The sequence below is a fragment of the Amniculibacterium aquaticum genome (genome assembly GCF_003852705.1).
In the GTDB taxonomy this organism is placed as follows: Bacteria; Bacteroidota; Bacteroidia; order Flavobacteriales; family Weeksellaceae; genus Amniculibacterium; species Amniculibacterium aquaticum.
In genome coordinates this window covers 21,495-36,807 of the sequence record NZ_REFA01000006.1, presented here as the reverse complement: position 1 = coordinate 36,807, position 15,313 = coordinate 21,495, and the positions used below count along the sequence as shown (strand labels likewise).

At 38.8% G+C, this 15,313-nt stretch carries 12 protein-coding genes; 4 read left to right on the top strand and 8 right to left on the bottom strand.

The genetic code is table 11. From position 1 onward, the window contains the following. Positions 1 to 155 precede the first annotated feature (155 nt). Positions 156 to 542, top strand: coding sequence for a hypothetical protein (locus EIY84_RS03905; RefSeq protein WP_241154726.1), 387 nt, complete (start codon positions 156 to 158; stop codon positions 540 to 542). A gap of 11 nt (positions 543 to 553) precedes the next feature. Here the strand turns inward: EIY84_RS03905 and recO are convergent, their stop codons facing one another. From recO to EIY84_RS03885, 4 genes are read right to left on the bottom strand one after another with little or no spacing between them, the layout of a single operon-like run. Further along, on the bottom strand, positions 554 to 1,243 hold the full coding sequence (recO, locus tag EIY84_RS03900) for a DNA repair protein RecO (RefSeq protein ID WP_124640606.1): 690 nt from the start codon (positions 1,241 to 1,243) through the stop codon (positions 554 to 556). A gap of 4 nt (positions 1,244 to 1,247) precedes the next feature. Continuing rightward, positions 1,248 to 3,485, bottom strand: coding sequence for a type IX secretion system anionic LPS delivery protein PorZ (gene porZ / locus EIY84_RS03895; RefSeq protein ID WP_164472008.1), 2,238 nt, complete (start codon positions 3,483 to 3,485; stop codon positions 1,248 to 1,250). A 6-nt stretch (positions 3,486 to 3,491) separates the two neighbouring features. Further along, positions 3,492 to 4,442 (bottom strand): bifunctional metallophosphatase/5'-nucleotidase, encoded by a 951-nt coding sequence (locus EIY84_RS03890; RefSeq protein ID WP_124640605.1) that lies wholly within the window; start codon positions 4,440 to 4,442, stop codon positions 3,492 to 3,494. 11 nt (positions 4,443 to 4,453) lie between these two features. Continuing rightward, positions 4,454 to 5,206 carry a 5'-nucleotidase C-terminal domain-containing protein gene (locus EIY84_RS03885; RefSeq protein ID WP_124640604.1) on the bottom strand — a complete coding sequence of 251 codons (753 nt, stop codon included), beginning with the start codon at positions 5,204 to 5,206 and terminating at the stop codon, positions 4,454 to 4,456. A gap of 209 nt (positions 5,207 to 5,415) precedes the next feature. Here EIY84_RS03885 and dapA point away from each other — a divergent pair, with 209 nt between their 5' ends. The 3 genes from dapA (at position 5,416) to EIY84_RS03870 (ending at position 7,557) form a co-directional block, all read left to right on the top strand. Next, positions 5,416 to 6,288: a 4-hydroxy-tetrahydrodipicolinate synthase gene (dapA, locus tag EIY84_RS03880; protein ID WP_124640603.1), complete on the top strand. Its 873-nt coding sequence runs from the start codon at positions 5,416 to 5,418 to the stop codon at positions 6,286 to 6,288. 97 nt (positions 6,289 to 6,385) lie between these two features. After that, positions 6,386 to 6,892: a GNAT family N-acetyltransferase gene (locus EIY84_RS03875; protein ID WP_206428188.1), complete on the top strand. Its 507-nt coding sequence runs from the start codon at positions 6,386 to 6,388 to the stop codon at positions 6,890 to 6,892. An 80-nt stretch (positions 6,893 to 6,972) separates the two neighbouring features. Continuing rightward, positions 6,973 to 7,557: a porin family protein gene (locus EIY84_RS03870; RefSeq protein WP_124640602.1), complete on the top strand. Its 585-nt coding sequence runs from the start codon at positions 6,973 to 6,975 to the stop codon at positions 7,555 to 7,557. A gap of 78 nt (positions 7,558 to 7,635) precedes the next feature. Here the strand turns inward: EIY84_RS03870 and recG are convergent, their stop codons facing one another. The 4 genes from recG to EIY84_RS03850 form a co-directional block, all read right to left on the bottom strand. After that, the gene (gene recG / locus EIY84_RS03865) at positions 7,636 to 9,723 is read right to left on the bottom strand and encodes an ATP-dependent DNA helicase RecG (protein WP_124640601.1); all 2,088 of its coding nucleotides are present in this window, start codon (positions 9,721 to 9,723) and stop codon (positions 7,636 to 7,638) included. 12 nt (positions 9,724 to 9,735) lie between these two features. Further along, positions 9,736 to 10,605 (bottom strand): DUF808 domain-containing protein, encoded by an 870-nt coding sequence (locus EIY84_RS03860; protein WP_124640600.1) that lies wholly within the window; start codon positions 10,603 to 10,605, stop codon positions 9,736 to 9,738. A gap of 140 nt (positions 10,606 to 10,745) precedes the next feature. After that, entirely contained in the window at positions 10,746 to 12,179 is a 1,434-nt protein-coding gene (locus tag EIY84_RS03855; protein ID WP_124640599.1) for an efflux transporter outer membrane subunit, read from the bottom strand. Then, positions 12,163 to 15,288, bottom strand: a complete 3,126-nt coding sequence (locus tag EIY84_RS03850) for an efflux RND transporter permease subunit (protein WP_124640598.1) — start codon at positions 15,286 to 15,288, stop codon at positions 12,163 to 12,165. The genes EIY84_RS03855 and EIY84_RS03850 overlap by 17 nt, the downstream gene beginning before the upstream one ends. Positions 15,289 to 15,313 lie beyond the last annotated feature (25 nt).

Sequence of the window (15,313 nt, the reverse complement as noted above, 5' to 3'; positions counted from 1 at the left end):
TTGGGCAAAGTTAGGGGATTTTAAAATATGTCGCAAATTTATTCCTCTCCACTTCTGATCTCGTACCACTAAGTCTCAAATAATCAAAGAATTTAGGTTAAAATTTTATAAGTTTGCAAGATCAATTTACATCCAAAAAGAATTTGGATATTATTATGGAAAACATTGACCAACCGTCTATTGCAAAAGAAATACAGGGATCTATAGATCCTAAAGTGATTGAGGAAAGACAAGTGATTGTCCACTGTATGTTTCCGGCAAGTCCATTTTGGGGAAATATGATTAGAATTTGGCCTACAACTGTGCTTATCGATAAAGAAAGCGGCCACGAATGTCAATTGGTACATGCAGAAAACATTTCTATTTTCCCAAATTGGACAGAAGTTCATCCCATGAAAGACTATTGGTTCACCCTGGTATTTACAGGGTTACCAAAGGATTGTAGCCGTTTCGACCTCAAAGAGGTTATTCCGGAAGAAGGCGGATTTTTTGTCCCGAACATCAAAAGAAACGCAACGGATATCTATCGAGTGAAAATTTAATTTCGCACACCTTATTCAAAAAGTTGCTGAACAATTTCTAGCGACTGTGGCTCACGAAATTCGCTGACATGAATTTGGAAATACACCAACAAGCTCTCTAAAAAAGCTCTTCTAAACCGTGATGGAATGACAAAGCCATAGGGATCTTCTGTGGAAATTAATTCTTTCCAAACGGCAGAAACTCCTTCATCAAAAAGATGATGAGTGGATTGCGATACAAAACTTCCTTTTTCGGGATCTAGAAACAGTCCTTCATCCAAAAGTGGAACAAATCCTAAGAATCGAAGAAACTGAAACATAAAAAGATGGTGGCTGCAATAATTTTCGTGTTCTAAAGCATTTAAAAAACATAGAATTTCCTGATACAAAACCTCAGAAGCGGCTTCGTTTTTCAGGTTTCTATTGAGAAATTCAGCAATAAAAAAAACGATGGTATTGCATTTTACATTTTGATAAAAGTCTGGATTTTCTACCAAATCCATTTGACTTACCAAATCCATTTTCCCGGATTTGTTGAGCTTAGCAAAGGTAAAACACAACTCGTTGAGAGGTCTTAGATACGATCTCTTTTTGTTTTTTGATGAGAAAATTCCTTTAATAAAAAAACTTTGATAGCCTTTTTCTTTTGTAAAACAGTTCAACACCGCATCGTAGTCGCCGTATTTTACATACGACAATAAAAAACCCGTTTGTGTGGTCATCGTTCTAGTTAACTACCGCAATCTTAGCGGTTGCTTTGTCGGTGCCGTCTTCGTTGGTCATGAGTACAAAATAGACTCCTGAAGCTACCCTATTCCCTCTTTGGTTACTGAGATTCCACTCATAAAAACCGCCTCTAGCAATCCCTTGATGCACCAGATTTCCTGCAACATCCGCAATCCGGATGTTGGTTTTCATCGCCAATCCTCTGAAGGTCACATTTCCTTTATATTGGGCATAAACCACTGGATTTGGATAGACCAAAACATTTCCAAAATTGGAATTGACATCGATCGCATCACTTTGGTAAACCACAATTCCGTCCAAACTAACAAAATAGACTTTGCCGGTCTTATGATCGATTTGAATATCGGTAACCGAATTGGTTGGTAGCGGCGAATTTTCTTTGGTAAAATGCTTCAAGGTTTGCTCCCCATTGGCACTCAGGTAATACACACCACCTCCATCCACAGAAACCCACTTGTGATTTCCTGAATCTACAGCAATTTGAAGTATGGTATTGTTCCTGAACGATTCTTCAGGAATTCCGTTTTGCATGATGACCACCGGTTGAGTTTGTATTCCGGTATCCGAAATGGCCGAAGTTGGGTTAGAAAGTATCCTTAACCCTTCACGAGTTCCGATCCACAAATCTTCATCGTTGTCCAAAGCGGCAGAAACCGTACCGTTTACCGGTAGATTATTTTCAGTTTTAATGATGGTATTGGGACCTGCCATGCTCGGATTATTTCCATATTTGTTAATAATCAAACCGCCGTCGCCAAAATAAGGGCAAGGCATAAAAAGGTAACCGTCTTTGACCAAAGGTTTCAGCACACCGCCCGATTTTATTAACGGAACCAAAGTAAAATCATCTGCTGCAGCGTTGTAATAATAATATCCGGTTGTTGCAGGAGAATTTTCTATGGTGGTTACCGATACAAACATTTTATTGTCTTCGTCAAAGGCAATACCTACCGGTCGATTGTAATATTGATTGGAGTCGTCGCCTTTGTATTGCTTCTTAAATACATTGCCTTCCATCTTATAAATTCCTTTGTCACCGGCTGCAAAAATGTAGTTGGTGAAATATACTTCTGTTGGATTTTGAGGATTGGCAACGACATCCAAAACATTGAATTTCTTTGGATTATTGACAAAATATTGTGGATAATTCCATTGGTTTCCATCAAAATGATAATAGCCTAAATTTCTTTCAATAGCACCAGCGTAGGAAGACAAACCACCAGATGCAACCCAAATCTGATTGCCCAACAAGGACATTTTATACGATGTATTTTTATATGGACCGTCTGGTTTGTACTGCATTTTCGACTCGTCTTTTACTCCAGAGTTGGGCGTTCCGCCAAAGATTTTATTACCAACAAAAGAAGCCGTATTGCAATCTTCACCAAAATCAGGAGTGCTTTGGTACTGTCCGGTATTGCTGAATACATAGACGCGTTGCTTGTCGGTTACCACAATATTTTGATCGGTTGCTACCACATCTTTTATTTCCACAAAATTTTGCGCGATGGGCGAGAACACGCCTCCAGATTCAAAATAAACCGTGTTGGGAGTAGATACCACAGCATAATTTTCGGAATCGGCTTGTGTAAAATCTCCATTTAACAAAGTTGTCCAGGTATTGTACACCGGAAAAGTAACATTAATATCGTGGTACTTCAGTCCTGTTGCTGTTGCCACATAGACTTTGTCGTCTTTTATGGAGGCTTCTCTAGCGGCTTCAAAAATGCCGTTGTTTACAAAAAAAGCAGACTGTGCAAATTCTTTTTTATCCAATTTGAAAATGGACACACCATAATTAACCGAAATCACTGCAAGATTTCCAGAAATATTGATGTGGTTAATTCTCTTATTACCCGTAAAACCCGTTGCAATTGGGATATCGACAATGTAAGAAATTCCATCAGGACCAATAACATCCATAGAGCCGTTGGCATACCCTACCAACCCGATTTGTGTGGTCGGGTTATAATCGAATGCCGTAATTTTCACTTCGTGCAAACCGTTGGCTTTTGACAATTTACGAATTTCTCCAGATGAAGTATTGTAATAAAAAATTCCATTTTCTGTTGCGGCAATCAGGGTTCCTTTGTCTTCTTTGATGGACAAAATATTGTTGTATGAAAACAAATCGTTCCATTTTTTTGAAGATATGGTTTGTGCCGAAAACTGCTGAATTCCTAAGGCCAACGCAAGAAGTAAATACGACTTTCTCATGATGAATTATGCTAAAATTTGGTCGTTAATTTCTAAATTATTCCAAGAAATTTTCTGAATATTTTTTTGTGTATCAAAGTAAAAATCCAATCTTCCGAGCATCAATCCTGCCCATCCGACCTGATTAACCAGTACCGTTTTCCCATTTTTATTGATCATGGATTGGGGTTCCTTCAGGAAAGTATGGGTATGTCCTCCTAAGATCAGATCGATGTTGTCCGTTTTTTGAGCCAAGATTTTATCCGATATTTTTTGCGGATTATCACGATAGTCGTAACCGATGTGGGACAAACAGATAACCACATCGCACTTTTTATCGTTTCTTAACATATCGGCATAGTGCTGTGCGACATCTACAGGGTGATGGTACACCGTTTCGCCATAGCTTTTCTTTCCTACCAAGCCTTCCAGTTCAATGCCTACGCCAAAAACTCCTACTTTTATTCCGTTTTTATTAAAAATCTTATACGGCTCGGTTTTGCCATCCAAAAGGGTGTTTTTGAAGTCGTAATTGGAGCAGATAAAAGGAAATTTGGCATTGGGAAGTGCTTTATCAAAACCTTCTAAACCGTTGTCGAAATCGTGGTTCCCCATGGTTGCGGCATCGTACTTCATCATCGACATCAGTTTGAACTCCAACTCACCACCGAAAAAATTAAAGTACGGTGTTCCTTGGAAAATATCTCCGCAATCCAAAAGCAAAACATTGTTTTCTTGCTCTCGAATTTGTTGGATCAGCGTTGCCCTTCTTGCAAAACCACCTTGGTTGGGATTTCGGGTATAGGACTCGTCAAAAGGTTCTATCCTGCTGTGTTGATCGTTGGTATGCAGAATGGTTAATTTCTTTGGGGCTAACAATCGGTTTCCAACAAAGGATTCTGCCATTAAACCTTGAGGTACCAAAGTTGCTGCCAATGTACTTCCGCCTACTATTTTTAAAAAGTCTTTTCTATTCATGTTTATGGCTTTTATTTTTTGAATACCAATCGGATGTCGGTGGGTGCTACAATCTCAGGATTGTTTTTAAATTTTCCCAAATAAACTTCCCTCAGTTTCAGCCCCGTAGAAATCATTTCACCTTTTGAGAAAAACGACATGTTGTCCCCACCTAAAGCCAAATAATCCGAAGTGGCTATGGTGTATATTTTATGAGGATCTATTGCTTTGCCATCGATAAGTTGCTTCACCAATTGATGGTTGAGCGTTTCTATCTGAATCTTAGAAACCGGATTGTTTTTTTCGGTTTTTGCATAATAGTCGTACAAACCTTGTAGGTCGCTCCCTTTCAGTTTTACAATAACCAATTCATTCTCAAAAGGCATCACTTCATAAATTTGTTTGGTGATGATATCTCCTGCCGGAATGATATTTCGGATGCCACCGATATTGACCACAGCAGCATCTATCTTTGAGATTCCATTTTTCAAACCCCAAGATTCAGCACCTTCTAGGGTATAATCTGCCAATAAATTCCCCAAGGGCGAATTGTCTCCTGTTTTGTTAAGTTCCTTTGCTGTGTGAGAAATTTTGGTATTCATCACTCCTTCTAGTTTGGATTTGTACGGAGCAATAACAGCATTTATGGCTTTATCTTCATTAATTTTTGAAGTTACCGGAGCATTTTTCTCGTATTTTACTTCTGATACTTTCAAAGGCGCAGAAGTCCGACAAGAAACCATTGCCAAAGAGGCGAACAAAAGTATGGCTGTATTTTTTCGCATAAAAAAATCTATTATAATGCAAATATAAATTTTAATCATGAAGTCTATGTTTATTTTATCTCTTTTTTATGGTTTATTGCTCTTAATCCCAAGACTGTTTTTTCAATTGAAAAACAACTTTATTTTGAATATTTTTATGCCAATCACTTTTATTTGGTATTTATTTTTATGATAAATTCATATCTTTGAAATTCAAAAAAAAATCATCCATGAGTATATTAAAAGGCGTTGGAGTTGCTTTGGTAACCCCTTTCAATGAAGATTTAAGCATCGATTTCGAATCATTAACCAAACTGGTTAACTTCAACATCGAAAACGGGACTCAGTTTTTGGTCGTTTTAGGAACCACAGCAGAGGCGGCAACACTTTCTACTGAAGAGAAAAAGCAAGTCATCGACCATATCGTAAAAGCCAATGCCGGCAGGTTGCCATTGGTATTGGGCATCGGTGGTAACAACACCATGGAAGTAAAAAAACAGATAGAATCTACAGATCTTAGTGATTTCCAAGCCATTCTTTCGGTTTCTCCTTATTATAACAAGCCCAACCAAGAAGGTCTTTATCAACATTACAAAGTTTTGGCAAGTACCGGGAAGCAGATCATCATCTACAATGTTCCGTCCAGAACCGGTCAGAATATCGATGCTAAAACCACTTTGAGATTGGCTCATGAATTTCCAAACTTGTTCATGATCAAAGAAGCGGCACCCAATATTTTACAATATTTCGACATCCTAAGAAACAAACCTGAAAATTTCCAATTGGTTTCTGGTGATGACGAATATACCCTACCTGTAACTTTGGCAGGTGGTGCCGGCGTAATTTCTGTAATTGCACAAGCGTATCCTAAAGAATTTTCGACCATGGTGCAGTTGGCATTTGACAGAAAAGTGGACGAGGCGTATGCCATCCACAATAAATTGGTTGAAATTACCCGACTGATTTTTGCTGAAGGAAACCCTTGCGGCATCAAAACCGTATTGGCAGAAATGGGCATCATTAAAAATTATTTGAGATTGCCTTTGGTGGCGGCAAGTCCGGAGTTGAAAGACAAAATTAAATCCGAAATGTCCGGAATTTAGGGTTTGTTTAAATTTTATACGGGATCTTAATTTCAAAAAATAATACAAATCAGCATCCATCAAAAATTGGTGGATGTTTTTTTTATATTTTCGCACGATGATACAATTTATTTTAGCCGATAAAAAAGACATTAAAACCCTTCAGGATTTAGCCGACAAATCTTGGAAATCGGCGTACAACAACATTCTTTCGACCTCACAAATCGAATACATGCTATCGACCATGTATTCTGAGGGTGAGCTTCTTTCTCACATCCAAGATCAACCCCATTATTTTTATTATTTGATCCAAGAAAATCATGAAAACTTAGGATTCATCGGGTTTGAATTTGATTACGAACAAGGTTGCACAAAACTTCACAGACTTTATTTATTACCAGAAACCCAAGGAAAAGGTTACGGAAAACAATGCATCGATTTTTTAAAAAAGAAATCTATGGATTATGGAAATCACAGAATTATTTTAAATGTGAACAAGTACAACCGCGCAAAAGAATTTTACCAAAAATTAGGCTTTTCCGTTTATTCCGAGGGCATTTTTGACATCGGCGAAGGTTATGTTATGGACGATTACTTAATGGAATACCACAACGGTACTCGATAAAAAAATACATGAAAATATTATTTTGGCATACCTTTTGACAAATATCTAAAACTATAAAGAAATTAAACATTTAATACAACATGAAAAAAGTAATTTTAGGATTAGCAATGGTTTTCGGAACTATGGCTATGGCACAAAAAATCGGAGTAAAAGCAGGAGGTAACTTATCTTCTTTAACCGAAGACGATACTAAAAGTCAATTTGGATATTACGCTGGGTTAACTTTGAACGCTCCATTGACAGCAAAATTAAGCATTCAACCAGAAGTTATCTATAGCGCACAAGGTGCTGAATTAAAAAATGGAAGTTTTGGTTTGCCAAGCTCTGCTGAAGTTCACTTTAACTTAGGATACATCAATGTTCCAATTATGTTTCAGTATGAATTGGCAGAAGATTTTAAAGTTGAGGCCGGTCCACAATTTGGTTTCTTGACTTCTGCAAAAGCAAAAGCAAAATATAACGGTATTTCTGCATCTCAAGACATGAAAGACATTGTCAATACTTTCGATTTCGGAATTGGATTAGGGGCCGCTTACAACTTTACTCCTAACTTGTACATGAATGCAAGATATACGGCAGGTATTACCGATATTGCAAAAAACAATTCTGGTGATGCTGTTAGAAACAATGTTTTCCAACTAGGTTTGGGATATACTTTCAAATAGTCTATTTGAAGAATCAATTTGTAAATTATAAAGCCGTCTCTTTTGGGGACGGCTTTTTCTTTTAGTTCGAAAAAAACTTTAGGAAATCTTACTCCACTGATGTCTGTTTCTATACTGTTGCAGATAATAATTTTTTAAGATCTGATGATTGGGAAACAGCAATAAAGGATCTTTTGTCAAAATATCTTCCACCATATCTTTTGAAGTTTTGATGATGTTTCCATCCTTCACCAAATCCAATTTTTTAAAATCAATTACACCGCTTTGTTGCGTACCCAAAATATCACCGGGACCACGAAGTTGCATATCGACTTCAGAAATTTTGAATCCGTCATTGGTTTGGCACATGGTTTTTATCCTCAACCTCCCTTCTTTACTCATTTTATCTCCGGTCATCAGGATGCAGTAGCTTTGTTCGGCACCTCGGCCTACCCTTCCACGAAGTTGGTGAAGTTGCGAAAGTCCAAATCTCTCCGAACTTTCAATAACCATGACAGAAGCATTAGGAACATTAACTCCGACCTCTATCACGGTGGTGGCCACCATTATTTGAGCTTTTCCAGAAGCAAAATACTGCATGTTATTTTCCTTTTCTTCGGGCTTTAGTTTTCCATGAAGAATGGTGATGTTCAACCCTTGAAAATCATGAGCAATTTGCTCAAATCCTTCCATTAAATTTTTATAATCCAACGATTCGGATTCTTCGATTAAGGGATATACAAAATAAACCTGCCTTCCTTTTGCTATTTCTTCTTTAGCAAATTGATACACCGATGCCCTGTCTTTTTCTCTTCGATGTGCTGTAATGATAGGCTTTCTACCCACCGGCATTTCGTCGATTACAGAGACATCCAAATCGCTGTAGAAACTCATTGCCAAAGTCCTGGGTATGGGCGTTGCTGTCATTACCAAAACATGTGGCGGAATTTTATTTTTCGCCCACAATTTGGCTCTTTGTGCAACCCCAAAACGATGTTGTTCATCAATAATCGCCAATCCTAAATTTCGAAATTCCACCACTTTTTCCAAAACGGCATGTGTGCCTACCAAAATGGGCAATTCGCCAGAAAGCAATTCTTCATGAATGATTTTTCTTTCCGATTTTTTAGTAGAACCGGTCAGCAATCGCACTTTTATTCCGGTATTTTCTAACAATTCCTGAATGCCTTGAAAATGCTGAGTTGCCAAAATTTCTGTGGGTGCCATCATGCACGATTGGAAACCGTTGTCCAAAGCCAAAAGCATGGACAAAAGAGCAACCATGGTTTTACCAGAACCCACATCGCCTTGCAGAAGCCGGTTCATCTGTATGGGTTTTTTCAGGTCGGTTCGGATTTCTTTGACCACTTTTTTCTGAGCATTGGTCAGTTCGAAAGGTAAATTGTGTTGATAAAAAGTATTAAAATAATCCCCAACAATAGGCATTGGATTGCCAACCGCTTGGCTTTTGTGATTTTGTTTTTTCAATCCAAAACTCAGCTGAAAATAAAAGGCTTCTTCAAATTTTATTCTTCTTTCAGCTTGTTGAAAATGGGTTAGGTCTTTTGGAAAATGAATATTGAGCAAGGCCGCTTGTCGGGACATCAACTTGAGTCCCGAAATGATTTCTGGATTAAGATTTTCAGCAATCAACTGAGGAATTTCTGAACAAATAAATTTCAATAAATTTTGAAAAAATTTTTGGTTGAGTCCTCTTTTTGTTAATTTTTCCGAACTGGGATAGATGGGTTTCAGGTAGCGTTCTTGCTTAGCGTCATCTTCCTTTTCAATTTCCGGATGCGGCATGGAAAAAAAACCGTTAAACTCCTGAACTCGACCGTAGATATAGACTTCTGTATTTTGTGGAATTTGATCGAGCATCCATCTTGAATACTGAAACCAGACCAAATCCATGGTTCCTGTACCGTCGGTGAATTTTGCTACCAATCGTTTGGCTCTTCCGTTCCCGAATTCTTTCAGATCTTTGATTTTCCCTTTCAGTTGGATTTCTAATTGATCCGATTGCGAGATGGATCTCACGGTGTGTACTTTGGATTTGTCCAAATATCGGAGCGGGTAAAAATTCAACAAATCCACCACGGTTCTTAGTTCCAGAACCGATGCCATAAGTTTGGCCCTTTCTGTGCCAATTCCTTTTACAAACTCTAAGGAGGTGTTTAGATCCAATTTAAAATACTCTTAAAATGCTTTTTTAATTCGTTTTAATCCAGACATCAAAATGACGGCTACTAAACCAACAATACTTCCTGCAACAAACTCCGTCACAATCGAAGGAACTTGCGGAAAAAGATGATGCAAGGCATCGATATTATGAACAAAAATACCGCCAGAGACCAACAACAAGGCAACAGTACCCACCACACCTAGGATTTTGATAACCACCGGAAGTGCATGGACCAATAGTTTCCCAACTTGGTTTAGTAATCCTTTTTCATTGGATTTTCTCATCAGGCTATAACCTGCATCGTCCATACGAACGATAAGGGCAACAATTCCGTAAACCCCAACGGTAGCCAATACAGAAACGACAGAAACCGTCATAATCTGTATGGGTAGAGCTTGTCCCAAGACGCTCCCCAAAGCGATGATAACAATTTCAATAGACAGAATAAAGTCCGTTGTAATGGCCGATTTTATTTTTATTTTTTCAGAATTTTCATCGGCATTGTCGTCTTTCAAAACTTCCTTCAGGTTGTCATGATCGTCGTGTTTTTTATGGAAAAAATATTCCACAATTTTTTCTACGCCTTCGTAAGCCAAGTAAACACCACCCAAAATAAGGATGATGACAATGGCTTTGGGTAAAAAAGCATTGAGTAAAAGAGCGATGGGAACAATGATCACTTTGTTAAGAAAAGAACCTTTGGTGATGGCCCACAAAACAGGCAGTTCTCTGGAGGAAACAAAACCTGTTGCTTTTTCTGCATTTACAGCAAGATCGTCGCCCAAGATACCTGCGGTTTTTCCTGTTGCTATCTTACTTGCCGATGCGACATCGTCCATCAAAGCTGCAATATCATCTAAAATTGCAAAAATTCCTGAAGCCATAAAATTTTAAAAATTAAGTGGTAAAAATATAAATATTTAGTCTAAAAACGGGTGTTGAAATCAATAATATTAAAGATTCTCAAGTAAAAAAAAGGGATTCACAAAATGGTGAATCCCCGATGAAAATAATTGCATACCAATTACAATTTACCTCCCAAAGCTTTGAATAATAAAATATTATTCTGTGTATTTTGATGTTGGAATTGAAGCATATCCAATTCCGCTTGAAGTTTTGATTTCTGAGAGTTGATCAGTTCCAAATAATTGGCATAACCGGTGATGTACAAATCGTTGGAAATGACAATCCCCTTATCCAACGACTGAACTTCTTCGGATTTCAGTGTAAGAACTTTTTCAAAAATCCTCATTTGTTTCAGTACGGATTGCAATTCATTGAAAGCCGTTGTAATGCTTTTTTGATAGGTTAAAAAAGCAATCTCTTGCTCCTTACTTGCAACATTAAAATCGTGTTTTAACTGACCTTTATTAAAAATAGGTACCATAAAACCGCCCAACAATTGACCCGCCAAAGAACTTGGACTGAATAATTTCCCTGCGTTAAATGAATTCAAACCCAACGATGCATTTAGATCAATTTTTGGATAAAAAGCAGCTCTAGCCGCTTTGGCATCTGCATGACTCGCTTCCAAAACCAAGTAATTTGCAGCGACATCCGGTCTGGAATGGATGATTTTATTGATGTCCATGTCTTGGTTTAAAATAGAAATCTGCGTTGGCAAAAGAGTGGAAGATCTTTGGACTACAGTTCCGTATTTGCCTGTAAGCGTTGCAATGGCTTTTTCATTAGAAACAATTTCGGCTTTTATATACTCCAACTCGGCCAAGATGTTGTTGTTTTGGGCTTTAAACTGCTGAACTGCCAATTCGGTAACTTTCCCAACTTCTCTTTGCGCTTTTACAATTTCGTAGGCTTTTTGTTGAAGCTTTAAGTTTTTCTGGTAGATTTCTAATTTTTTATCCAACATGATCAACTGATAATAGAGTTGAGCAACATTGGTAAACAATTCTACCTGAATCAAACGAATTCCTTCCTCTGAGGCCAAATATCTTTTTTGAGCGGCCAATTTTTGACTTTTCAATTTTCCCCAAGCATCAATTTCCCATGAAGATCGAGCTCCCAACCAATAATTGGGGTTCAGGTTTTCATTAATTTGCTCCGATCTATCCAAACCGGGTGTGGCGTTGGTTTCTCTATTTCCAATGCTTTCCGTCGTATATTTACCATAATGATCCATGCTTGCAACAGCACCTACTTCCAAACTGGGCAACAAGGCCATTTTGGATCGTTGAAGAAAGCTGTTGGCAATTTCCAATCGTTGTTGTGCAATTTGGAAATCGGGGTTTGCGGCCACCACTTCATCAAATAAAATTTGAAGTTCAGGATCGGCAAAAAACTCTTTCAAGGAAATACTTTCCGTTTGTGGAGTTGGTTGATTGGCGTTCTCAACGGGAATTTCCATTGGTTTTTTAATATCGTTTACCTTAGGAACGGCACAAGAAGCCAAGGCTAAAAAGGCAACTCCGACAAGGCTATATTTATGAAATTTGTTCATCTTTTTTTACTTTTTTTTGTTCAAGTTTTGCAAAGAAAATATACAATCCTGGGATTACGACCAATCCGAAAACAGTCCCTATGAGCATTCCTCCAGCAGCAGCGGTTCCGATGGATCGGTTACCGGTTGCTCCGGCTCCAGATGCAACAACCAAAGGAATCAACCCGGCGATGAATGCAAAAGAAGTCATCAAAATTGGTCTAAGTCTTTGTCTAGCACCTTCGATGGCTGCAGGAATAATGTCGTAACCTTCTTTGTTTCTTTGTATGGCAAATTCTACAATGAGAATGGCATTTTTTGCCAACAATCCAATCAACATGACCAGTGCAACCTGCGCATAGATGTTATTGTCCAACCCGACTGCCAATAAGGCAATATAGGATCCGAAAATCCCCATTGGCAAAGAAAGAAGTACCGGCAGAGGCAACAAGAAACTTTCGTATTGTGCCGCCAATAATAAATAAACGAAAAGCAAACAAACGGCAAAGATGTAGATGGTTTGGTTACCTGAAAGGATTTCTTCACGGGTCATCCCGGACCATTCCACGGAAAATCCTCTTGGTAATTCTTCTTCCGCAATTTTTTCTACCGCAGCAATGGCATCACCCGAACTGTATCCTTGTGCCGGCTCACCATTAATCATCGCTGACGAATACATATTGTAACGGGTCAAAACTTCTGGTCCGTACACTTTTTCAATTTTAATAAATGTGGAAAATGGAACCATCTCGCCCGATTCGCTTTTTACATAAAGATTCAATATACTTTCTGGAGTATCTCTGTGTTCGGGGCTGGCTTGCACCATCACTTTATACATCTGACTGAATCGGATAAAGTTGGTGGCATAATACGATCCTAAAAGGGTTTGCAAGGTAGACATGGCATTGTCCACAGAAACACCTTTTTTAGCAGCCATATCATAATCTATTGAGATCATGTATTGCGGGAAGGTGGCATCAAAACTGGTAAAACTGTTCTGCAATTCTGGAGAGTCGTTTAGTTTTTTCACAAAATCCTTCACGACTTTATCTGTATGCTCCAAAGAACCTCCTGTTTTGTCCAACAAACGAAGTTCGAATCCGCTGGTATTTCCAAATCCGGGAACGGTTGGTGGTGCAAAGACTTCAATCTCGGCATCGGCAATATTTTTGGTTTTCTCTTTGAGTTCGGCAATAAAATCTTCTACAGAAACGGATCTTTCACTCCAGTCTTTAAGGTTGATCATCGCCATACCGTATGAGGCACCTGCAATTTCGGTAACAATACTGTATCCTGCCAGAGTGGTTACATTTTCGACCCCATTAATTTTTTTGGCAACGGCTTCTACTTGATCCAAAACTTTTTCCGTTCTCTCTACCGTTGCCCCTTGAGGTGTGGTAACACTCACATAAGCCATACCTTGGTCTTCCATTGGGATAAATCCTGTTGGTAAAAATCTGGAAGTCGCCATTAACAAAGCTACAAAAAGCAAGAGTACCCCAAATGTTACTGTCGTTTTAGTAGCAAATTTGGAAAGCATATTGGTGTATCCATCAGTCATTTTATCGAAACCTCGGTTGAAGGATGCAAAAAACCGGTCCATCAAACCTTTCTTTTTATCGTGACTGTGAGGTTTCAGGATAATGGCACACAAAGCAGGAGTAAGCGTTAATGCATTGACCCCGGAAATCACAATACTGATGGCCAAAGTCAGTGAAAACTGACGGTAGAAAACCCCAACCGGACCGCTCAAAAACGCAACCGGTATAAATACTGCCGACATCACAATGGTAATGGCTACTACAGCACCGGCAATTTCTTTGGTGGCACAAATGGTTGCTTCTAAAGGTTGCATACCTTCTTCCATTTTTACATGGACAGCTTCTACCACTACAATTGCATTATCGACAACAATACCAATGGCCAATACCAAGGCGAAAAGCGTAAGCAAGTTGATGGAGAAATCTAAAGTTTGCATGAAGGCAAATGTCCCTACCAAAGCCACAGGAACTGCCAACACCGGAATTAGTGTCGATCGCCAATCTTGCAAGAACAAGAATACCACAATCCCCACAAGGATAAAAGCTTCTATTAATGTTTTGATCACCGCTGACATGGAAGCATCCAAAAATCGGGAAACATCATAAGCCAAGTTGTACTCCATACCCGGTGGGAAGGAGGTTTCCTTAAGCTCAGCCATTTTGGCTTTTACATTTTTAATTACTTCAGATGCGTTGGATCCCGGTCTTTGTTTCATCATGATGGATGCAGAGGGTCTTCCGTCGGTTTTAGAAACCATTCCGTAGTTCATGGCACCAAATTCTACCTTTGCAAGATCTCTCAACTTTAGTATGGTTCCTTCAGCATCGGCTTTTATTGGGATTTCCTCATATTGTTCGGGTTGGAAGAATTTCCCGGTATATTTGATAACATACTGCAAGTGGCTGTTGGTTTTTCCTGAAGCCTCCCCTACTTTTCCTGGGGCAGCGGCAATGTTTTGTTTTTGTAAAGCTTTGATGACATCGTCGGCAGAAACTTTGTAAGCGGTCATTTTTTGTGGATCCAACCATACCCTCATGGAGTATTCTTTTTGTCCCATAATTTCAGCACGACCTACACCATCAATTCTTTTCAGTTCTTGCAAGATGTTGATGTCGGTAAAGTTGTAGATAAACTGCTCGTCTTGGCTATCGTCTTTACTGGTAATGTTCAGGTACATCAACATGGAGTTCACCTCTTTTTCTGTAGTTACTCCGGCACGGATTACCTCTTCCGGCAATTCGTCCAAAATGGTGGTTACCCTGTTCTGAACATTTACTGCGGCAACATCCGGATCGATGCCCACTTCAAAGAAAACCTGGATCATGGTAAGTCCATCGTTGGAAGTTACGGTGGACATATAAGTCATTCCTGGCACTCCATTGATGGCTCTTTCTAAAGGTAGAGCTACAGCATTGGCCGATACTTCGGCATTTGCACCGGTATATTTTGCAGTTACCGTAACAGAGGGTGGTACGATATCTGGGAATTGTGTGATGGGCAATTTTAGCAAAGCAAAAACTCCCAACAACACGATGATAATTGATATAACTAGCGAAAGAACTTTTCGCCGAATAAACATTTCAACCATGATAAATTATTTATAATTGGGGAAT